This is a genomic window from Caldicellulosiruptor kronotskyensis 2002, from assembly GCF_000166775.1.
In the GTDB taxonomy this organism is placed as follows: domain Bacteria; phylum Bacillota; class Thermoanaerobacteria; order Caldicellulosiruptorales; family Caldicellulosiruptoraceae; genus Caldicellulosiruptor; species Caldicellulosiruptor kronotskyensis.
In genome coordinates this window covers 440089-463146 of record NC_014720.1, presented here as the reverse complement: position 1 = coordinate 463146, position 23058 = coordinate 440089, and the positions used below count along the sequence as shown (strand labels likewise).

Here is a 23058-nt window from a genome sequence, read left to right as displayed (position 1 = left end):
AAGTCTTGTGTTTTGAGCAAAGGTGGGTATAAGTTGGAGACAAGCTTCCCCAATAAATATGAGTACTACACATATGAAGAATTTTTGACTCTTCAAAAAGAGGAAAACCGATTTAAAATTGAATACGACAATGGCTTTATCTTTTCTATGGCCCCTGCTCATCCAAACCATGATAGAGTAAAGAACAAAATCGCAACAGCGTTTATTAATCATTTTGGGTTTGGTGGCATGTGTGAAGTTTTCACAAATGATATTGCTGTTGTCTTTGAAAATCAAAATGAAATTTACGAATTTCAGCCAGATATAATGGTATGCTGCAACACTAAACTTTTCCACGGACCTAAATACAAGGGAAATCCCCGCTTGATTGTTGAAGTACTATCATATTCGACAGAACACCCCGACAGAACAATTAAACTGTCTGTGTATGAAAAATTTCAAGTACCTGAGTACTGGATAGTTGACATTTCAAATGAGTGTATAGAAGTTTACAGCAATAATATTAATGGGAAATATTGCTCTATAAATAAATACAAAAAAGGTATGACAATAAAGGTATTTGATGATCTTGTTTTGGATGTTGATGAAATATTTAGCGTGATAAAATAAGATGTGAAACTCGAGGGTGGTCTTGTTGGTTTCATTGAGTATTTTATCTATTTAACACCGCGGACAACTTCATTTTAAATAGGAAGTTTGGAACATCATTAAATCATTTATCTATAAACAACTTTCTATTTTTTATTTGCAATCTCTTTTCGAAGCTTTCTTATCTCTTCAACTTCAAGCTCTGTAAGTTCTGCAATTTCATCATCGCTATAACCTTTTTTAACAAGCTTTTTTGCCATTTCAACCTTGGCTCTGTAAATTCCCTGCTGAATTCCTTGCTGAATTCCCATATTAAACTCTTTTGTCTTTGTCTCATCAAGCAGCCTTGCAACATTGGATACAAAATCACCCATTCTGCCTGCACCCCCTTCTTTTATCCTTGCTACTATTTTGTCATACTCTGCTTTGAGATCCTCTGCAAGTCTTGGCCGTATAATATAATGTGCCCAGTTTAAAAATCGGTCAATATTTCTTCTGCTCAAACTCTTTAAATTGCTTCTATTTCGTATAGCCTCTTCACAAGCTCATCTTTGTCTTCTCTTACCTGCTCTAAATAGAATACTACTGGACCAAGGACATCTTCTTGTTTTTCCAAAAACTTTTTCATATCAAGCTCTATAATATCAACTACCCGGTATTTAAATATATCATCCCTGAATATATCAAAAGCCTCCATTAAGTTTGTTGATATATTCCATCTTTCGTCAATTCCGTTATAAACAACTATAGGTATAATTGCGGGCAAAACTTCTACTCCTTTTCTTATCTCTTGTGCCCATAAGCTTATCATGTATCTTAATATTCTAAGCTGCATATCCCTCTTTACTGTTGACTGATTCTCTATCAATATGTAAAAATACTTCCCGTTCACTCAACCTTGCTTTTGCAATGACATCAGCTTCTATCTGCATAAAATCCTGTGTTACATAGTTTGTTTTTACCAGCTCAATTGAATCTTCATCTATCATCTCTGCCCATTTGTACTTTAGTATATCTTTTATTAAAAGAAGTATATCCTTTTTCTCTTCAAATAAAAATTTAAATGTGGAATCATGTTCTTTTGGAGGCAAATTTTCACTCAAAACATTTGCTCCTTTCATTTTTACATTTTTTGCTTCAAACTGATTTTATTATTCAATTATTATTATACCACAAATTCTTTATTTTGTCTTAAGAGAAAAGGCCGCCCTCTCTACCGAATTGGCGGCCTTTTGAAAGCTATTATTTAATTTAGTTACGGATTTACCATTGCAACAACCTTGCCATCGTAGCCCAAAAGAATATATACTCTTTGCCCCGTCTTGAATGTATCTGACAAAATCCATGAGGTGTCACAGTTTTCGCTTATATCATACGTCTTTTCAACAAGCTTACCTGAAGCTAAGTCATACACACTCACAACTATCGACTTTGGAGTAAACCTTGTCGGCTGGTAGCTTTTCAAATAACAGTCTATCTTGTTGTCCACTATCAGAATATAACTATTCTTGCCCCATATATCCTTTACTTCATAAACTACATTATATTTTTGAATATAGCTATAATCTACAACATCTCCATCTTTTATAAATTTCTTACTGCCACTTATATCCAAATCCCCAATCTTCAGGGTCATATATGTCTGATCCCCTGCAATGTATGGTTTGCTGTATACAGGGTCAAATATTACACAGTAGTCATAACCTTTTTTCTTGTTTGAAAGCCCAAACACAAGCGATGTTGACATCTGAAGTTTGCTAAGTGCTGTTGAAAAATCAATCTTTGAACCATTATAGTAATATGTTATATTTTGAGGCAATATCATATCAACTTGACTCCCGCCTTTGTCAACTGTCACTTTGTTTGAAATGGCAGAAAGCACTGTCACTCCTTCGGTCGAATTAAGTTTCTTGTACACAAGGGTTATCTGGTTATCATTATCAATATAAAGCCCATACTTTGATCCAAGATCTAAATTTACATTCTGGTTTTCTGGCAATGTCAAAATTCCCTGGTCTGTTAAAATTTCATCTACATCAAGTCCTTTTGTAGTTGAATATGTCCCCAAAATCACTGTCTCTACATATTTTCCATAGCTGTCGTAGTATGGGTCTTGAATTATTGCATACTCATACGAATTTCCTGCTGCGTTGTATCCAAAATAAATCTTTTGCCCTGATTTTATTATGTTTTTCAAACTATTGTAGTCAACCTTACTTCCATTGTAATAATAAACAGGTTTTTGTGGCAGGAAAGTAGAGCTGCTTGTGCTGCCTTTTTTGAGGACAACATTTGTGTCGCTTATAACCTCTGTAACCTCTGCTGTATCGACGCTGTTGAGCTTCTTTACAACCTTTGTGATTGTATCATTCTTGATGTACACACCATACTTTGCTCCAACTATCAGCTTGCCAGCTGTTGATTTAACAGCATATATTCCTTTGTCTGTCAAAACCTCGTTTGTAGATAACTTATCAGATACAACCGCATCTGCCAGAACTATAACCTCTGTATATGCACCGTATTCAGACGAATATGGGTCTTGAAGAACAATATACTCACAAGTTTTCCCATCCTTTGAGTATCCAAAATAGATTTTTTGACCTGATTTTAACGCGTTTTTCAAATCACTGTAGCTAATTTTATTGCCGTTATAGTAGTAAACAGGTTTTTGTGGCAGGATTATGTTCTCCTGGCCTTTTGATGATTTTAACTTTACATTTGTATCACTAACAACATCTGTAATCTCATACAAATTCACAGTATTTAATTTTTTTACAACTAATGTTATCTTGTCATCCTTAACATAAACACCATACTTTGAGCCAATCTCCAGTTTTGTGTTTATATTAGGTAAATAAAATATACCTTTGTCTGTTAAAACCTGATTGTTTTCTAAAGCAGGGTTTAAAAGTGCATCCTGCAGGATTATTGCCTCAATATAGTTTCCATACTGGGTGCCGTATGGGTCTTGAATAACATATGCCATAACCTTGCCTGTGTCAGGGTCTTTTGATACATAGAGTATCTGGTCTTCTTTTAAAACGTTCGAAAGAGAATCATAGTTCTGTTTTGTTCCCTGATAGTAATATAAAGGCTTGCTAGATAGCTGAATCTTCTGTGTCTTGCCGTTTTGCTGAACATCAAGTGTGTAATCATCTATATTTTTGATTGTAAACTTGTCGGATACCCACACTTTTTGCAAAGCTGTAGTGATTGTATCATCTTTTATATACACTCCATACTTTGCTCCAATTTCAAGGTTTTCAGGTTTTATTGAAGATGCAACAAAGTATATTCCCTTGTCTGTCTGAACCTGGTTTGCCTCTAACGACGATGATGTTTTAGGAGTTGCCAAAATCAGCACCTCATCGTAGTTTCCATAAACCTCTTGTGCATATATGTCTTTAATTACAATATAGTCCACTTTGCTCCTATCTTCAGAATATATAAAGCTTATTTTCTGGTTCGGTTTTAGCACATTTTCTATTGCATCATAGCTTTGCTTTGAGCCGTTGTAATAGTATGTTGCCGAAGATGGCAAAGTTATTGATTTTGTCTTTCCACTTTCCTTGTAATATACAGTCTTGCTGCTTACCTTTGTGCTGACAATCTGGAAAGAGTCAGCTTCAGTGCCAAACACTTTCGTGATTTTATTGCTATCGACCTGAAGCATGTACTTTTTCCCAACTTCAAGTTGCGTTTTTGTTGTGTTCACAAGCACTCCGTTGTCTGTCAAAACCTCATTTGAAAGAAGCTTTGAAGAAGTTTTGCCGGTATCAAGCACAACATACGATTTGTAAAGCCCAACATACTCAGAAAATTTTGTGCCGCTACTGTTTTGTGATGAAGCTGATACGCCACTTAAAGCTGACTGGCCAGATTGAGCTTGATTTCCACCGCTTTTGACCTCAGTGTCAAGAAGCCTTGATAACATCAGTGCCGCAGCCCAGCGCGGAACCTTTTGCGACGCAGAAAGGTTTATTCCTTTTATAAGCCCAAGCTCTGATGCCTTGTCGATGTAGTTTTGCGGCCAGATGCCAGAAAGATCTGAGTCAGAGTACCTAAGCATCCTAATAATGGCAGTTGTTGCCTGGGCAAAGGTAAGCGGGCTGTTTGGATTAAACTTGCCATCTGCCATTGGTGTCATGTATTTTTTCTTTACCGCCCAGTTGACATATCCGCAAAGGACGGTATTTGGCTTTATATCAGGATACTGTGAATATCCTTTCTGAAGATTTGCCTCATCCTCTGCATTTGAAATCTTGACAATCGCAGCTGCAAACTCGCCGCGTAAGATAGCAGTGTTCGGCTTGAAATAGTCCTTGTAAACAAGAATTCCAAGCTTATTTAACTTTTCTACAGCCTGTTTGTAGCTTGCATTTGATGGAATATCCTTGTATGCAGCAAAAGCAGAAGACAAACCAAAATTTACAAGTATAAAACCAAGTAGCAAAATGACTGTCAAAAGCTTTTTTCTCATCTTTCAAATCCCCTCCAAGCTTATTCGTATCTTAGCGCTTCTATCGGGTTGAGGCGCGATGCTTTTGATGCCGGGAACAGTCCAAAGACTATCCCTATAGCAAGTGAAATTGTAAATGCAAGAATGGCCCATGGTATTGAGAATATGGCTGTTGCAATATTAAGTTTTGACATTACTCTTATTGTCACAAATCCCAGAATTATACCCACCACTCCACCAAGCCCTGTCACAACAGATGCCTCTATCAAAAACTGAATCAAAATATTTCTCCTCTTTGCACCGATTGCTTTTCTGATTCCAATCTCTCTTGTTCTCTCTGTCACAGACACAAGCATGATGTTCATGATGCCAATTCCACCAACAATCAGCGAAATCGCAGCAATTCCGGCAAGCATAAGCGTGAGTGTCTGGGTTACACTGTTTAATGTGTCAAGTAGCTGGGCTGTATTGAAAACTCTAAAAGCTGTAGAGTCATTGTAAATCTTCATGAGAAAGTCGTTCAGATAGTTCATTACAGCTTCACTTCTGTTACCATCCGTGATTTTTATCGCAAAGTTTCGGATTATTGCGTTTCGTGTGAGCCTTTGTGCAACTGTTACAGGGACTATCACCTGGTCATCGTCTGACTGCTCCTGCGAATTTGCCCGCTCTTCTAAAACACCAACAACTGTGAATATCTGCCCGTTTATCTTTATCTTTTTCCCTATCGGGTTTTGCCCGTTAAATAAATCCTTTACGATGTACGTCCCAACAAGCGCAACCTTTTGACGATAGTCCACATCAATTGGCAAAATAAACCTTCCGCTGCTGACGTTGACGTCTCTGACAGTGCTGTAGTCTGCTGTTGTTCCAACCAGGGTTGTATCGTGGGTGTTTGTTCCATACTTGAGCGTGACAGAGCTCGATACAGTTGGAGCTATTGCCTCAATGTCGTCTTGGTGCTGCTCGGCAAACTGCTGAAGCTCTTCATATGTGACGTTCCTGTTACTGTTTCTTCCAGTGATGTTTATTTGAATGAGATTTGTTCCAAGCCTTTGCAGCCTGTCTGTTATGCTTTTGGTGCTTCCCTGGGCAAGCCCAACAACCGCAATCACTGCCCAGATGCCAATGATAACACCAAGCATAGTAAGAAAAGACCTTAGCTTATTTGAAAGGATGCTCTTTATTGCCATCTTGAAAGCCAAAGCAAACTGAGCCACCTGTCAGCTCACCTCCTTGTCTTCTATTATTTGACCATCCTGAATCCGCACAATTCTTCTTGCCTGAGCTGCTATGTTGTTGTCGTGTGTGATTAAAACAATTGTGCTACCCTGTGCATGAAGTTCCTTAAATATTTGAATTATCTCAGCACCTGACTTTGAGTCCAAGTTTCCTGTTGGCTCATCAGCAAGAATTATTGCTGGGTTTGTGACAAGCGCCCTTGCAATTGCAACTCTCTGCTGCTGACCGCCAGATAGCTCTCTTGGTCTGTGGTGCATTCTATGTTCCAAGCTAACCCTTGCAAGAGCTTCTTTTGCAAGCTTGTGACGCATAGAGGCCGGAACACCTTTGTAGATTAAAGGAAGCTCAACATTTTCAAGAGCTGTGAGCTGGGGTATTAAGTTAAAGTTTTGAAACACAAAGCCTATCTTGCTGTTTCGAATCTCTGCAAGCTGGTTGTCGTTGAGCCTGCTGACTTCATGACCATCCAGTATGTATGTGCCAGATGTTGGTGTGTCAAGACAGCCTATGATGTTCATAAGAGTTGATTTTCCTGAGCCGGATGGTCCAACTATTGCAACAAACTCGTGAGCATTGATTTTTAGGTTAATACCGTTTAAAGCATACACCTCATTTTCGCCCATTTTGTAGATTTTGTAGATATCATAAAGTTCGATCATAGCAAGCTTTCACCTTCTTTTTTTATTACCTGTTTGTGTTACTTCCCTGAGAGCCAGACGACTGATTTGTTCTGCCAGTACCGCTTTGGTTTTGTCTGAACTGTCTGAACTCGCCTGGCATTCCACCACCTGGTCCGCCAAACCCGCCCATTATGTTAAAGCCCTGCTGAGTTTGCGTCTGGGTGCTTGTTGAGCCTGTAGAAAGCGGTGGCAGGACAACGATATCGCCTTCGATAAGTCCGCTTACAATCTCGATGTATGAGTCATTGTTTATACCAACCTCAACAGGTCGCAAAACTGCGCCTTTGTAGTAACTGTTGTTAAGTAAACTTGCCATCCTTCTTGTTCGCAGCTGCGAAGAGCTACCTGTGCCTTGACTATTTTGCGACCATGAACCTCTTGACTGGCTGCTTGTCGACTGCTGCGTATTTTCTGTGCTGCTACCTTCTTGCTGCCATCTTTGTCGCCAGTTTTGTGAGCCTTGAGCAGAGCTTTGCTGATTATTTCCAAAACCTCCCTGCGGGAAAAATCCGCCAGTTTGCCCTTCTTGAGTGCTATTTTGACTTGAGCTTTTTACAAACACAAAGTACCTGTTGCCGAATTTCTGGACAGCTTCAAGCGGCACCATCAAAACATCTTGTTTCTGGTTTACTATTATCTCAGCATTTGCGTTCATGCCAATCTTGAGGTTCTTGGGGTTGTCAATTGAGATCGTAACAGAGTATGTTGTAACGCCGTTCTGGGTTTTTCCCTCAAGCGGGATTTTGGATACTTTCCCTGTCAGCGGGTTTGTCTGTGTCTCTGGTAGAGCATCAACTGTTATATTTACTTTTTGTCCTACTTTTATTTTAGCAATATCAAGCTCATCTATGTCAACCCTAAATACTAAATTTTTGTTATCAAATACAGTTGCAAGTACCTCTCCCGCTTTTATGTTATCGCCTTTTTTGAAGTTTATATTGGTCACAACACCGTCAAACGGAGCTTTAATGTAGTAGTTTTCCAAGTTATCCTCTGCATCCTTTAGCTGGTCCTGCAAGTTTTTAAGCTGTGTCTGGTAGTTCTTGAGCTGTTTTGACAGGTCATCGTTTGAAAGTTTTAAAAGCACAGCTCCTTTTTCAACAAACTGGTTGTTTCTTGCAAAAATCTCTTCAACCTCACCGTCAACCTTTGCCTTGACATTTTCTTTGTCTACATACTCCAAGGTTGCATCCTGCGTGCTAAGATATACTTCGGTCCCGACCTTTATCTCAGCACTTGCCTTCATACCTTCCTGTAGAGCGCCGGGGTTTGAGATTGTGATCTCAACATCAAAAACTTTGCCACCATAGTCATTTGTGTAAGTTGTGTTTCCAAGATAGCTTACAGTACCCTGTACTGACTGTGATATGTCAGAAATGTAAACAACTGCTGGCGCACCTATCTTGACCTTGCCGAAAAGCGCTGCTGAAAATGGCAACGTGACTTTCAGCTTTGATGTATCAATTATTGTTAAAATGGTTGAGCCTTTTGAAACCCTGTCTCCTTCTTGAACGTTCAGATTTTTAACATATCCGGAAATGGGTGCAGTGATAACAAGGTTTTTGATGCTTTCCTGAACATCTGCAATTGAAGAGTTTACATCGTCAATCTGGCTCTTTATTGAGTCAATCTTGTCCTTTGCATCCTGGCTTTCAAGCTCAAATATTACATCCCCTTTTTTGACAGAATCCCCGTCTTTGAAAAATACATTTGTGATGGTTGAGCTCACAGTTGATGTGAGATCAACGCTCTGGGCAGACTCAATCGGTCCTGAACCGGTGACACTAACGGTTATATCGCCACGCGTCACTCTTGCAGTCCTCTGCTGAACTGTTTGATTTTGATTTTTTCTTCCCTGGACAAACCTGTATATTCCAAACCCTGCTCCTGCTAAAATTGCAACAATTACTATGGATATTATAACTCTCTTTAAAACCTTGCTTTTTAAACTGAACTTAAACTTTGAAGTTTTTAGCGGTTTTATTTTCTCTGCCATATGCACACCCTTCCTTTCGCTTTTTTTACTGCTTTATTTTGAGCTCTGGCTATATGTCCCCATAACCATAATCCTTTTTGCAGTTGTCTTTTTGCTGTCAAAATACCAGATGTACACTATATTGTTTGTTTTCAAATCCTTAACTGTCAGCTTCTTTTCTGTTATCTGACCATTTTAAAATGTTCTTGTAACAATCACTGTCGACTTTGAAATTGCTATTGTCTTTGTTTGGCTTGATAGCTTTAGATTCATCATGCCTCTGCCAAATCCACCTTGAGGTGGCTGAGAAGCCATTCTTTGCTGAGGTTGATTGTTTGATGTGTTTTGCCTTGGCTGTGGTCTTTCCATTGTTGCGACTGTGATGGTTATTCTGCTTGATTCAACATTTTTAATAACACCTATCAGCTCTGGGGTTTGATATGGATCATATGTTCCCTGAACAAGTATTTTTGAGACGGTTGTCTTTTTGCTATCTGCATACCAGATGTACAAGATGTTGTTTGTCTTTAAGTCCTTTGTTAATAGCTTTTTCTCTGTTACCTGACCATTTTGAAATACTTTTGTTACAATTGATGTTTTGCTTGAAACTGTGATTGTCTGTGTTTTGTTTGTCAGCTCAATTCTACCTCTTCCAAATCCTCTACCATCGCTTTGAGAAGAGAGCTTTGCGATGTAGATTGTGATTTTACTGCCAGATAAACTCTTTACAACACCAATTAAATCTGGCTGTGAATTTTGAGCACTGTTCGATTGGGCATATGATATATTCCATGATAAGATCAACACTGCAATTATAAAAGTCAATATTAACATAAGGGACATATGAGCTTTTAGGCTTTTTGGTACTCTCATTTTTGCTTTCTGCCTCCTTCTGTGAAGATTTTCCTCTTTAAAATATATTAGCAACAATTTTTGAATAAATTTTTAAATTTTTATAAACATATTTTAATTAAATTTTAACGAAACGTGAAAATTGTGAAATGCGGAAAAATAAAAAAGGTGAGCTAAATGCCCACCTCGCTTTTAGTCACAACCAGAAAAATTTAGGGAAAATAATAACAATATCTTTTTTTTGAATTTATAAAAATACTGTAATTAAGATAAACAATCCTTCTTGGTAAATAATCATTCAGAATTTAGTTTCCAACTTTCTATTTTTTGGTATTACCATTTTAATATTTTTTATGAATAAATTTTTAATAAGCTGGACAAAATTTAATACTTGAATATATTGATCTGATTTTTCTGGTTCAAAAATGTATGCTTCTAATCTATTTGTTATTGATTGTCGCTTACCCAAAAACTTATCTGTTCAAAAAATTTCTTTCCACATTCTTTGCAAACATATCTTCGCTTTCTTAAAACTAAATATGTTCTCTTACCCATTATTGGTACGTCCTTTACTCTTTGGACACGATAATCATGTATCTTGCTTGTGATACTACCACACTTAGGACACTTGTGAGGTTTTTGCGTCTGACTTATGTGCAGTTCTACCTCCTTTTCGCTTTCTACTACTTGGTGGAGAATGATATCTTTTGATTTCAAAAGTTCTGTGATATAATTATGATTATGCACCTATTCTGGATGCCTCCTTTCTTTTGTGTATTTTTTTATACCTAAAAACAATTTTAATTATAGCAGGCATTCAGAATAAGTGCTATATTTTTTTTTCTTACCACCCCAATATTTATTATAGAGCCTTTTTTATTTACCAACCCTAATATTTATTATAGAGCCGAAAAATAAAGGTGGGCTAAATTCCCACCTAGGTTTTTGCCATCAAGGTATTAAAAGTGCAGTATATTTAAGAATAGCAAGTCAATTACATGAATAAGAATCTCAAAATAGGAAGGGTAGGCATATATTGCCTACCCTTCATTATTCCAATTTGCCTATTACCAACTTCCTGTTACACTTGTCTGAGCAAGTTCATTTGGTGTTGATGCAGTGTCTTTAACACGATTGCTTGCATCATAGTCTGGTATATAATCAACTTTAATTGATTTATATCTATGGTCAGCATTGCTAAATACAAACTTTATCTTAGAAGGATCAGATTTATCAATTGCATTTGGTGCAGTTAAAGTTCCACCAATATAAACCTTAAACTGTGCTTTTATTACATCATCATTTAATGACCCGAGGTTAACATTCTCACTGAAAGTAACTGTTACATATGTTGCATTTGTTACACTGTCATATGATGCTTTAACTGAGGAAATACTTGGAGCAATACCGTCCACAACTGTAAATGATGGTGATGCAATTCCAATCGAATCTCCAAATAAATCCTTCGTTATAGTTGTGCTGCTTTTAAGTGTAAGTATTAATGGATTTTTAACATTGCTAACAGTATATGTGGCATCAGCATTTATTGAAGTACCAAGAGTCAGTGTAAGTTTCTTATTAGTAGCATCCCAATCAGAACCAATAGCGTTTATAGTTGTTGAACCAGCTGAAATCACAAAGTCACCTGGATATCTTGTATACTCATTAATTATTCCATCTAAATAAACCTCAATTTTGTTTGTTGCTACAGCTTTTGCCCCAGTAACTTTTACTTGTTGTGCAACCAAAAATTCACTATTAGGTTTTGCAACTGTTAATTTATTACCAGCTGCATCTGCAACATTTACTATTTGTAGATAAACTACTTTGCTCCATACAGATGTATTTGCTGAATCATATGGTATTGTAAGTTTTACAATCTTATTGCCAGCCATAAGCGATACGGATGCACCACTAAATTCTTTCAAAGTGAACGTGTTATCAAGATATTTATAATTTGCAAGTGTTGTTGCGCTTGTAGCATCCAGTGTCTTATTAAACACAATATATACATATGTCTTCTTATTAGATGGATCTTCTTTGTAAACTATTGCTTGAACAGATGGAGCACTTGTATCAGCCAATGTAGCAGATACTGTTACAGGTAAACTTGCATTCTTAAGTGGAGTATTGTCTTGAACACCATTTACTTCCACAGTTACATTGCCTGCTGGCAAATCAGATGCAAGTGTGACTTTTAAAGTATTATAAATATAATTACCATTGCTGTCTTTATCCCAATCGGTGTTGGATATTACTTTTTGATTGCCATCTTTATCCTTAACAACAATAGTACCACTAACTCTTACATCTTCACTAAATGTTATTTTTACTGTCTTGCTATCTGCTACTACAACAGACTTAACAATTGGTCTTTCATTATCAACTGTTGGCACTACATATTTTGTAATAGTTGCGCTTTGACCATTATAATCAGTTACAGTTGCTGTTACATTAGTACCTGAAATTGGTATACACTTTGTTAAGTCATCATTGTTGGAATAAATTATTACATTTTCACCATCTACATCAACTTTCACAATCTCACCATTAGAAAGTGACACAGATGCATTTGCAATAGGCTTGTTGAATGTCAAAGTAACTTTGCTCAATGTTGCTGTTGCAGCTTTTAATTCGATTGGTGAAGTATCAGCTTTTACTTCAAATGACCATGTAGGATTAATAACACCATATCCTGCTACGTCTGTAACACCACTTATAGTAATTGAATGATTAGCTACTGAAAGCGCTGAATAAAGATTTAGTATTAATACATTTGGATCTATTGACTTATCTTCTGCAAAACTCTTAGCCTCTTTTACCAAATAACTACCATCAATTGTATATTTTGCAACATCTGTGTAATTGTTAATCGGCTCATTAAATTCAACCTTAATTTTTTGTGGTGTTAAAGCCACAACAGACTTTATAGATGGAGCCGCAGAATCTACTACTGGTCCTACAGTTTGTGTATAATCAGCTGTAAGTCCAACATCTTTCTTTATTGTCACTGAAACTTTATCTTGATTAGCCAAATTGTCAGTCAAAATTAATGTTGCAACCTTTTTATCGGTGCTCAATCTTACTGCTCCAACAGTTTTCGAACTATCGCCTACTTTAACAATATAATTTGCCACATTAGTTCCAACATCTTCTTTTACATCTCTATTGAATGTTACAACAACTTGCTTCAAGTTTGGTACTTCAACTTTTGCAACTTGTAGCTGTACTGGCACACCTACAAATGTCTTACCTGTATCATTACCCTTGTAATACAGTTTATAAGTAGCACCTTCTGTTTGAGCCTGTGTCTTTAATACAAGCTTTCCTGCTCCAAAGTCAGATGCCTGAGAATCAATTAATATTACAGCAATTGTCTTTGTCTCATCAGATGCAAGCTTGAGCTCAAAGTCAAGAGGAATTACATCGCCATCTTCAAGTGTTGCAGGCTCATTTCCAAGATATGCATCTACATAAACTTCAATTGTGTCATTTGCAACTGCTTTAACATCTTTAACAACTATAGTCTTTTCTGGTTGGAAGAATGCATTTGCGAACGCTACAGCTGCTTGACCTCTGATTACAACATCACCAATTCCAACTTCATCTTCGATTCCATTGAAAAGTCCAAGGTCAAGAGCTTTTCTTACATAGTTGAGAGGCCATTTTCCTGCTGCTGGGCTTTCACCTTTTGCAGCAACAAGCATCTTAGCAAGCTCTTCAAATTTGACTGGTTTGTCTGGCTTGAATGTTCCATCTGGATAGCCGTTTACAATGCCGAGGTCTTTTCCTGCCTCAACATATGCAAATGCCCAGTGATCCTTTGGAACATCTGTGAATGATGGCTCTACATCCTTGTAGTCATTGATGACATCTTCTTGACCTGTTGCTCTGATAATCATTGCCAAGATTTCTGCTCTTGTGAGTGACTTGTCGAGCATCAAATCGCCTTGCTCATTACCTTTCAGAATACCTTTTTCGACAAGCACTTTTGCTGCCTGGTCATACACAGAACTTGTTGATTCTGTTGTTGATTCGTCCTGTGCAAACGCAGGCGCAATTATTGAGAGGGCAAAAAGCAATACTGTTACGATAGCGATGAGTCTTTTGAATTTTTTCATAACTACTCACCAAACCTCCTTGTATGATTTTTTAGTGATGAGGCTATACTATTTTTTATAGCCTCATCACTTACAGCTAAAATTTTATCAAGCGGTTTTTTAATAGTCAATAGCTCTGACTAAACTGTAATCAAACTGTAAAATTGGTGAAACAATTTTATTACACTTTGAAAACCTGCATAGCCTCTTTTAAATCCTGTGCAAGCTTATTGAGGCTTTCTGCCATAGCACGAAGCTCTTCAATTGCAGCAAGCTGCTCCTGAGTTGATGCAGAAACCTCTTCTGAGGATGCAGCAGTTTCCTGTGATATTGCCGAGATATTTTCGATGCTTCTCACAATAGTATCTTTTTCTTTATCTATTGACATAATAGATTGATTAATATTTTCAATACCATCAATTAGATCATCCATAGCAGATTTTATGCTTGAAAATGCTTCTGAAACATTTTTAACAGCTTCATTTTGCTTTTCAATAACATCTTCTACTTTATCAGCAACGTCCTGAGCAGCTTTTGTTTGACTTACAATCCTTTTTATCATATCCTCAACTTCTCTTGTTGACTCTTTTGACTGGTCGGCAAGCTTTCTAATCTCACTTGCAACAACTGCAAAACCTCTTCCTGCCTCACCTGCTTTTGCAGCTTCAATTGAGGCGTTCAGAGCCAAAAGTTTTGTTTGTTCTGAGATGCTGCTTAAAACTTGAATAATTTTGCCAATTGATCTTGAATATTCTGCAAGCTGGTTAATAGTTGAGATCATTGTATTTGTAATGTTTTCTGTATCAAGCGAAACATTGCTAAGTACCTCAACAGCATTTTTACCTTTTTCAGAAAGATTAGATACCTCTTGGGTCAGTCTTTCCATTTTACTGGATGATTCAACAATAGTTTCTATTTTTTCACCAAAGCGTGAAACTACCTCAACAACACCTGTTGCTTCTTTTGCCTGATTTGACGCACCTTCTGCAATTTCTGAAATTGCTTTTGCAACTTCATTTGAGGCTGCAGCTGTTTCACCAGCTACTGTTGATAAAGTAGAAATTGCAGATGTTACCTCACCGCTTAGGGTTACACCTTTTTCTATAAGCTGTTTAATATTTTTTGTCATATTATTGAAACTATGTGCCATAAGACCTATCTCGTCATCACGCTGAATATCTAATTTTACTGTCAAATCGCCTTTTTCTGCAACTTCAAATGCCTTTGTTATCTTTTCTATGTCGCTAACAATTCTCAACGCAAAATATATTCCAAGAACAAGTGCAAGCAAAGTAAATATTATTGTAAGAACAATTGAAATGACTTCTAATTTTCTTGCACTTGTCATGAGCTGTGAAATAGGAATCATACCTATAACAGCCCACGGTGTATCTGGAATCAATGAATAGGTTATAAGAAATGGTTGATTTGAATATACTGTATCAAAAGCTCCTGATTGCTTATCAGCCTTCATATTTTCTAAAACCTTTTTTATAAAATTGGTATCTTTGTTTGGTATATTTTTGAATTTGTTCTCCCATTCAGTTGGTAGTACAACCTGCCCCTGAGAAGAAACTGCAAGCATAAATCCACCCTGTTGAGAAATCTGAGATTCCTGAAGCTGGTCTCTAAGCCAGTTCTTGCTTACATCAAAGAGCATCACACCAAGAGTTTCATTTGTTGCAATGTCTTTAAACGGAAGTCCTATACAAAAAGCATACTCAGGAATATTTGTATTGTTTTTTTTGGCAACCTCATCAAATTCCTTATCATGCGCTTCAATTATTGTAGGTCCTCCAGCATCAAGTATTTTTTTGTACCATCCTGTATTTTTTATTTTTTCATAATCAAGTTCAAATACTATTGATGGATTAAACAACGATTTTTCTTTGTTTACCAATATGTAAATCCCTGCAATCATGTTATTAGAAATTAATACATTTTGCATAGCTTTGTTTGCATCCGTCTGCAGTGTTATTTTTTCGTAGTCTTCTAATGCCGCCTGTTTACTTTCAGAGTAGTACCTTTGAATAAGCTCATTAGACATAAGTTGAGTTGCATTGTTCTGAGCAGTTTTAATTGCAAGCTGAAAGTATTTTGCAGTTGAGTCTGTTGCAGCAAGATATGATTTCTTACTTTCATTGATAACCGAATTTACTGACATTGATATCGACAAAATATCAATTATTACAATTGGAACAATTACTATACACGCAATCAACAATGCAAAGCGTTTTGCAAGTTTTCCACTCTTTAAAAATGAAATAATCAGGCTTTGTAGATTAACGTTATTTCTTGATTTGGCAATACCTTTCTTTTTCACAAGTACTCCCACCCTTATAAATTTTGTATGTTAATTTTGATTATATCTTATTTTACCTGCCAATACAATAATAAGTCATTTTTTATTAATAATTCGACAAAATATTTTCTCAAAATTATTTAACTTTGAATAAACAAAATAACTCAAATAATTTCAATTAAATATACTAATCGGATGGTAATTTAAAACAAAACCCTGCAAAAGACATCCTCTTTTGCAGGGCCATCAAAATTTATTTAAACAGCGTCAAAAGAACCCCTGCTGCAACCGCCGAGCCAATAACCCCGGCAACGTTTGGTCCCATTGCGTGCATCAAAAGAAAGTTTGACGGATTCTCCTTTTGTCCTACAACCTGTGAAACACGTGCTGCCATTGGAACAGCTGAAACTCCTGCAGAACCAATCAGAGGATTTATCTTGCCGCCAGAGAGCTTGTACATAATTTTGCCAAACACAACTCCGCCAACTGTTGCAAATATGAACGCCAAAAGACCTAAAAAGATTATTGCAAGCGTCTTTGGATTTAGGAACCTGTCGGCTGTTGCAGTTGCTCCCACCGAAAGTCCTAAGAAGATTGTAATGATGTTAATCAAAGCATTTTGGGCTGTGTCAGATAACCTTTCAACAACTCCGCATTCTCTAAAAAGGTTACCAAGCATCAGACATCCTATCAGCGGTGCAACAGATGGCAAAAGCAAAGATACAATTATTGTTACCGCAATTGGGAAAACAATCCTTTCAAGCTTTGAAACTTCTCGAAGCTGCTCCATCTTAACCATGCGCTCTTCCTTTGTTGTCAAAAGTTTCATTATAGGTGGCTGAATAAGAGGAATTAAAGCCATGTAAGAGTATGCTGCTATAGCAATTGCACCAAGAAGGTGCGGTGCAAGCTTGGTGGTGAGGAAAATTGCTGTTGGACCATCAGCACCACCAATTATGCCAATAGATGCTGCTTCCTGCGGTGTAAACCCGATAAGAAGCGCAACCATAAAAGCAAAATAAATTCCAAACTGGGCAGCAGCACCAAGAAAAAGACTAATTGGCCTTGCAATCAGTGGTCCAAAGTCTGTCATTGCACCGACGCCCAAAAATATGAGCGGCGGGTAAATGCCAAGTTTTACACCCTGATAAAGATAATATATAAGTCCGCCCTTTTCATGGCTTGATAAAAACGAAAGTGGCAGGTTTGCAAGCATCATACCAAATGCAATAGGAAGCAAAAGAAGCGGTTCAAATTTTTTACCAATTGCAAGATATATCAAAATACATGATATTGCAAGCATTATTGCCTGACCCAATGTTATTTTGGCAAAACCAGATGTTGTTAAAATATCTGATATTGCCTTTGTTATCATATGGAAAAACTCCATCTTTTGTTTTCCTCCCTTTTACTTTAAGATTGCCAGTATATCACCACTTGCAACCTGAGCACCTTTTGATACTAAAACTTTTTCGACCGTACCATCTTCTGGCGCCATAATCTCGTTTTCCATCTTCATTGCTTCTAAGATAAAAAGCACATCGCCTTTTTTGACTTTCTTCCCTTCTTGAACGTTGACAGACAAAATCTTGCCAGGCATTGGTGCAGAAACTTTTATCCCGCCTGTGACTACCTTTGAAATCTCATCACTTGAAACTTTTTTGGAAGCTGTGGAAGCCTCAAGCTGACCATTTCCATTTGAAACCCTTTCAACCTCAACTTCAAACTTTTTGCCGTTGATTGTTACAATGTATTTCATAATTAAAATCACCCTCCGCAGAAAATTTTTTATTCTTTTACAGGTTTTATTGATTTTATTTTAAGCTCAGAAAGAGGAATATCGCACTCAAATGCAACTGCTGCCAAGATTGCTGCAATTTCTTCATCATCTGCATCTATAACATTCGCCTCGCCAGATGTAAAACCTGTCTTTTCAACAGACTTGTACTCTTGTGTTTCGTCTATTTCAAGAGAAGGTAGTTCATCCTCAGCAGCTTTCTTTGGCTTTTCGAATCTTTGCAAAAAGCCTGACAAAAGACTTATAATCCAACACAAAAGCGCAAGTACAGCAAAGACAATGAGCATCCCGATAACCGTCACTTCAAGCCCAAGGATGAATCTTTGACCCAAGGTAGAGTATTCCATTTTTCTTTTCACCTTCTTGCTCAGAAAATTTTTATGATATTCCTTCTATTGTATATTCAATCTTTCTTTCTCTTGGCTCTTTCTTTTTGCCTCTGTTTTTCAAAAACTCTTCAGCAACCTGAGGGAAGAGAATGTAAGACAAAACATCCTCATCAGTTTTTGCAAAGTCTTTTATCTGTTCTTTTGTCTTTTCGAAAATTGGCTCTAATGTGTCTGCAAACCTTCCTTCAATTGGCTTTTCATCTCCAAGAACTTTTTTTACAAGCTCAGGATTTATTTCCCCAGGCGGTCTTCCATACTCGCCTCTTATATATGCCTTTACCTCTTTCAAAATCACCTTGTATCTCTCACAAGAAAGCACATTTGCAGCAGCCTGTGTCCCAACCATCTGGCTCATTGGTGTGACAAGCGGCGGATAGCCTAAATCCTCTCTTACCCTTGGTACCTCCATTAAAACCTCATCAAGCTTACCCAAAGCGTTTTGCTGCTTTAGCTGAGCAATGAGGTTTGAAAGCATGCCACCTGGAATCTGATAAATTAACGCATCTGTATCTGTTGAAAGAACAAAAGGATTCAAAATTCCGTTTTTTATAAACTTGTCTTTTACAGGCTTGAAAAAGTCGTTTATCTCTTTTAAAAGCTTATTATCTAAATTTGTATCATACCCCATCTGCTTTAGTGCGTAGCTTAGCGTCTCTGTTGGAGGCTGGGATGTACCTCCAGAAAAACTTGAAATTGCTGTGTCAATCCCATCTACACCAGCTTCAATTGCTTTGAGGTATGTTAGAATTCCAAGCCCTGTTGTTGAGTGTGTGTGAAGGAAAACTGGCACCTTTACATTTTCTTTTAAAGCCTTTACAAGCTCATAGGCTTCTTTTGGGCTCATGATACCAGCCATATCTTTTATGCAGATGGAGTGAACACCCATACTCTCAAGGTCTTTTCCAATCTTTACGTACATCTCAAGGCTGTGGATAGGGCTTATAGTATACACAATTGTGCCCTGTGCATGGCCGCCTGCTTTGATTGTCTCATCAACTGCAACTTCAATGTTTCGAAGGTCGTTTAAAGCATCAAATATCCTTATTATATCCATTCCATTTTCGATAGATTTTCGGACAAACATCCTCACAACATCGTCTGGATAGTGTCTATAGCCCAAAAGGTTTTGCCCGCGAAGAAGCATCTGGAGTTTTGTGTTTTTCACTTTTGATCTTATCTTTCGCAAGCGCTCCCAAGGGTCTTCATTTAAGTACCTAAGACATGAGTCAAAGGTTGCACCGCCCCAGCATTCAATAGAATAATACCCCGCCTTATCTATTTTCTCTAAAATTCCATCAAAATCTTCATAAGGCATTCGCGTGGCAATTAAAGATTGCTGGGCATCCCGCAAAACTGTCTCTGTGATATAAATCCTTTTCATTTTTGTTCAACCCCTTTTACCACCTGAATTGAATTTTGCTGCCAACTTTATTGTTGGTCAATTTTTTAACAAAAGACGCATAGTATTAATTGTAGCACCTTTGCTTAAATTTTTCTACATTAAACTCTACAAACCTGTTTGTAAACATTTCACATTGAGAGTCTTATATCTGCGTCTACTACTTTCAATTACATGGCAAGATTGTTATATATATGCATGAAAATCTACAAAAATAAAAGGCGCTTTGAGTCTACCACCCCAAAACGCCTTTGTTTTGGAGAATGTTTGAATTTGTTGGCTTTATTATAACATAGATATTTACATATAGCAAAGGGGAATTAAGAATATTTCGTATATTCTTCTCTTATCTTCTTTATCCTCTCAATTTCAACTCCAGTTGCTTCAGCTATGAAATTATCATCAAACCCTTTTTGAATAAGCCTTCTAACAATTTCTTCTTCCTTTCGCTGTATACCTTTCTGTATACCTTCCTGTATTCCTTCTTCATAGCCTTTTTCTTTGCCTTTTTCTTCTGCTTCTCTGTAATACTCCTGTATCAGCTGCTGAACATTGAATATAAACTCACCCACATCTTCCACCCCCTCAGCTTCTATCTTCTTTAGCAGTTCATCTATCCTGCTTTTCATCTCCTCTATCACTTGCGGTTTTACTATCCTCAAAAGCCATGAACAAAACACTTTTAGCTGCGATTGTGGTAACTTACAAACATATTCTGACACTTCATTGAGCTTTTCTACAAACTCCTCTGCATTTCTTCTTGACTTTTCTAAATACAGAATAATACTTAAAAGGTCTAATCTACTTTTTAGCTTTTCATCATCAAGCCTGTTAACATCAACCAGGATATAGTTAAACATATCATTCTTGAATATATCAAAACCTTTAAATATCTGGGTCGGTATATTCCAGCTACTTCTACCATTGTACAGCACTATCGGAACAATTGGCGGTAATAACTCGTCTGCTTTCTCTTCCATGTGCCTTTTCCATACCAAGCTCATATACTCAAACAATCTTTTCGGCATACTTTTGTCTGCAGTAGATTGTGGTTCTATTAAGACATAAAAGTATATGTCCGTATCTTCTAATCTTGCTCTATATATGACATCTGCTTCTTTTTCTACAAACTCGTCCTTAATAAAACTCCTGTCAACAAACTCTAAACTCTCAGCATCTATCCTGTTTACCCATTCTCTATTTATATTGCCCCTTAAAAAGTTTAAAAATACTTCCTTGAATTGAAATAATCTCTTGAATGTTAAATCATACTGGTTATGCGGTACTTTCTGCTGCATCTACTTCATCCTTATAATTAATTTTTCTCCAGCTATAGTTTTTTCTTCTGTTTAAAATTATACCACAAAGACAAAGACCATACAATCTTCATATCACTATTATTACTTAACCTCACAAACCTGTTTGTAAACATCTCACTATTTACAGCTTTATATCTGCACCTATCACACCCAAAAGCTTACCAATACCGTCATATACAGGCATAGAAACTGTAATGCAGTAGTTTCTTGTTATAGCTGAGATGTAAGCTGAAGATACATATGTGTGACCTGCCACTGCTTTTGTGAACCATTCCCTGACTTTTGCGTTTTCTATGCCCTCCGGCGGATTTGAGTAGATGAACGTTCCATCAGGGTTGTTTGTCCACAGAGCCTCAAGTATATTAGAAAACTTTTGAAGACTCTGGTCTATAACCTCTTTGTGATTGAGCTCTTTCTGCCAGCTTAAAACAAGCTGCGGAATCACTTCATTTTCAATTATTTCAATAGCTTCTGTAATGCGCTGCTGGTTTACTTCTATCTCTACTCTCTTTGTAATTTTTACTGAGATGTCATTTCTGACAGACTCAAACTCCCTGCACATGTCAACAAGCCTGTTCATAAGCCGCATAAGCCTTTCTGCGGTTTTTTTACTTACCTCTACAGAACTCAAAATTCTGCTGGTGCTCAAATCGACAGCGATGTAGCTATTTTCCAGTCTTGTTACATAGTGCTTAAGGTCATTCACAATAGAGTACTGGACAGAAAGTTTCTCTGAGGCTTGTGAAATCTTCTTGTTTGTGTAGTCAACAAGCTGAGATACTTGATTTAGTCTCTGGAAAGTAGTCTTGCCATATTCTACCTGCCTTGATATAATATCCTTACTTTTCTCACTGAGACTTGAAATTCCATCAACTATGCCAGAAATCTCTATGATAAAGTCTCTAATCTCGTCTGCAGTTGATTTTGTGTCATTTGAAAGTTTTCGAATTTGGTCAGCAATTACATGAAAACCTGTTTTGAAATTCTCGCCAAACACACTTTCAAGCTTTGCAGATTCAATAGAAGCATTCAGCGCAAGGATATTTATCTTTTCTGAAATTTTCACAATTGTGCTAAGAAAGTCTTCTACCTTTTTGAAAACAGTCTTGAGCTTGGTTATTTGATCCGCCATTTTCTGGGTGTATGATGTATTTTCTGAAACCATATTTTCCAAATCGCTTGAAACCTCTGCAAGCAGTTTTTGAATGTCTTCTTGAATATTCTGGTTTTTTTCTCTGAAATGAGCCATGAATTCTTCAAGGTCAGAAACATTTGTGTATGCACCTTCAATATGCTGAAGCACAAGCTTTAAACCTACAAGAAGCCCTGAGATGGAACTCTGAATGTCCTTGGTGTTTGAAAGTACAAGGTTGGATTGCTGCTGGTTCTTTTCTGCGCTTGCTTCGATGTCATAAGCAACAGACAAGATCTTGTTGTACGCAAGGTCGATTTCTTTAAATATCTCACTTAGAAAACTTTGAAAAGATACTGCCCAGTCTTTCACAGGTTTCAAAAAGAGCTTTTCAATTGCGCTGAGGTTGTTCTTGCCCTGCAAAATTGAAAGTGTCTTGTCAACAAAGATTTTTAAAATCAGAATTGAAAATACGACTGATAGTACAAGCGCAGTCAAGATAGTCAATACAACCTGCATCTTGCAAAACCCCCCTGAAAAAAGTTTTACAAAAAATTAAAGGCGCTTTGAAGCTCATTGCCCCAAAACGCCTTTGTTTTGGTGGAAGTATAAATTTTTATTTTTATTATAACACAGACATTTGAGAATAGCAAAGGGGAATTAAGAATATTTCGTATATTCTTCTCTTATCTTCTTTATTCTCTCAATTTCAACTCCAGTCACTTCAACCATAAAATTATCATCAAATCCTTTTTGAATAAGCCTTCTCAATAATCAATTTTTATCCAACATAGTTTTTTCATTTGTTTAAAATTATAAC

Annotated in this window: 13 protein-coding genes and 4 pseudogenes; 1 reads left to right on the top strand and 16 read right to left on the bottom strand. The window is 37.0% G+C overall.

Features of this window, described 5'->3' with window-relative positions; all coding sequences use genetic code 11:
• Positions 1 to 33: 33 nt before the first annotated feature.
• Positions 34 to 609: a Uma2 family endonuclease gene (locus CALKRO_RS01730; protein WP_041741493.1), complete on the top strand. Its 576-nt coding sequence runs from the start codon at positions 34 to 36 to the stop codon at positions 607 to 609.
• A 125-nt stretch (positions 610 to 734) separates the two neighbouring features.
• Here the strand turns inward: CALKRO_RS01730 and CALKRO_RS01725 are convergent.
• The 16 genes and pseudogenes from CALKRO_RS01725 to CALKRO_RS13465 form a co-directional block, all read right to left on the bottom strand.
• A pseudogene (locus CALKRO_RS01725) lies at positions 735 to 1691 on the bottom strand (Rpn family recombination-promoting nuclease/putative transposase).
• A gap of 152 nt (positions 1692 to 1843) precedes the next feature.
• The gene (locus CALKRO_RS01720) at positions 1844 to 5071 is read right to left on the bottom strand and encodes an S-layer homology domain-containing protein (protein ID WP_013429400.1); all 3228 of its coding nucleotides are present in this window, start codon (positions 5069 to 5071) and stop codon (positions 1844 to 1846) included.
• 20 nt (positions 5072 to 5091) lie between these two features.
• Complete coding sequence (locus CALKRO_RS01715) at positions 5092 to 6270, bottom strand: ABC transporter permease (protein WP_013429399.1); 1179 nt, start codon at positions 6268 to 6270, stop codon at positions 5092 to 5094.
• Positions 6271 to 6273: 3 nt separating this feature from the next.
• Positions 6274 to 6951 (bottom strand): ABC transporter ATP-binding protein, encoded by a 678-nt coding sequence (locus CALKRO_RS01710; protein WP_013429398.1) that lies wholly within the window; start codon positions 6949 to 6951, stop codon positions 6274 to 6276.
• A gap of 25 nt (positions 6952 to 6976) precedes the next feature.
• Entirely contained in the window at positions 6977 to 8968 is a 1992-nt protein-coding gene (locus CALKRO_RS01705) for an efflux RND transporter periplasmic adaptor subunit (RefSeq protein WP_013429397.1), read from the bottom strand.
• 33 nt (positions 8969 to 9001) lie between these two features.
• Positions 9002 to 9820, bottom strand: a pseudogene (locus CALKRO_RS01700) (hypothetical protein).
• A 403-nt stretch (positions 9821 to 10223) separates the two neighbouring features.
• A pseudogene (locus CALKRO_RS01695) lies at positions 10224 to 10546 on the bottom strand (transposase family protein); the annotation flags it as partial.
• A 320-nt stretch (positions 10547 to 10866) separates the two neighbouring features.
• Complete coding sequence (locus tag CALKRO_RS01690) at positions 10867 to 13920, bottom strand: S-layer homology domain-containing protein (RefSeq protein ID WP_013429394.1); 3054 nt, start codon at positions 13918 to 13920, stop codon at positions 10867 to 10869.
• Between the two features lie 160 nt (positions 13921 to 14080).
• Positions 14081 to 16222: a methyl-accepting chemotaxis protein gene (locus CALKRO_RS01685; protein WP_013429393.1), complete on the bottom strand. Its 2142-nt coding sequence runs from the start codon at positions 16220 to 16222 to the stop codon at positions 14081 to 14083.
• Between the two features lie 232 nt (positions 16223 to 16454).
• Positions 16455 to 17591, bottom strand: coding sequence for a sodium ion-translocating decarboxylase subunit beta (locus CALKRO_RS01680; RefSeq protein ID WP_013429392.1), 1137 nt, complete (start codon positions 17589 to 17591; stop codon positions 16455 to 16457).
• 18 nt (positions 17592 to 17609) lie between these two features.
• Complete coding sequence (locus CALKRO_RS01675) at positions 17610 to 17960, bottom strand: biotin/lipoyl-containing protein (protein ID WP_013429391.1); 351 nt, start codon at positions 17958 to 17960, stop codon at positions 17610 to 17612.
• Positions 17961 to 17989: 29 nt separating this feature from the next.
• Positions 17990 to 18346, bottom strand: a complete 357-nt coding sequence (locus CALKRO_RS01670; protein WP_013429390.1) for an OadG family protein — start codon at positions 18344 to 18346, stop codon at positions 17990 to 17992.
• A 31-nt stretch (positions 18347 to 18377) separates the two neighbouring features.
• Positions 18378 to 19769 (bottom strand): oxaloacetate decarboxylase subunit alpha, encoded by a 1392-nt coding sequence (locus tag CALKRO_RS01665; protein WP_013429389.1) that lies wholly within the window; start codon positions 19767 to 19769, stop codon positions 18378 to 18380.
• A 338-nt stretch (positions 19770 to 20107) separates the two neighbouring features.
• Positions 20108 to 21085, bottom strand: a complete 978-nt coding sequence (locus CALKRO_RS01660) for an Rpn family recombination-promoting nuclease/putative transposase (RefSeq protein ID WP_013429388.1) — start codon at positions 21083 to 21085, stop codon at positions 20108 to 20110.
• Positions 21086 to 21227: 142 nt separating this feature from the next.
• The gene (locus CALKRO_RS01655) at positions 21228 to 22757 is read right to left on the bottom strand and encodes a methyl-accepting chemotaxis protein (RefSeq protein ID WP_013429387.1); all 1530 of its coding nucleotides are present in this window, start codon (positions 22755 to 22757) and stop codon (positions 21228 to 21230) included.
• Between the two features lie 141 nt (positions 22758 to 22898).
• A pseudogene (locus CALKRO_RS13465) lies at positions 22899 to 23012 on the bottom strand (Rpn family recombination-promoting nuclease/putative transposase); the annotation flags it as partial.
• Positions 23013 to 23058: the final 46 nt, after the last annotated feature.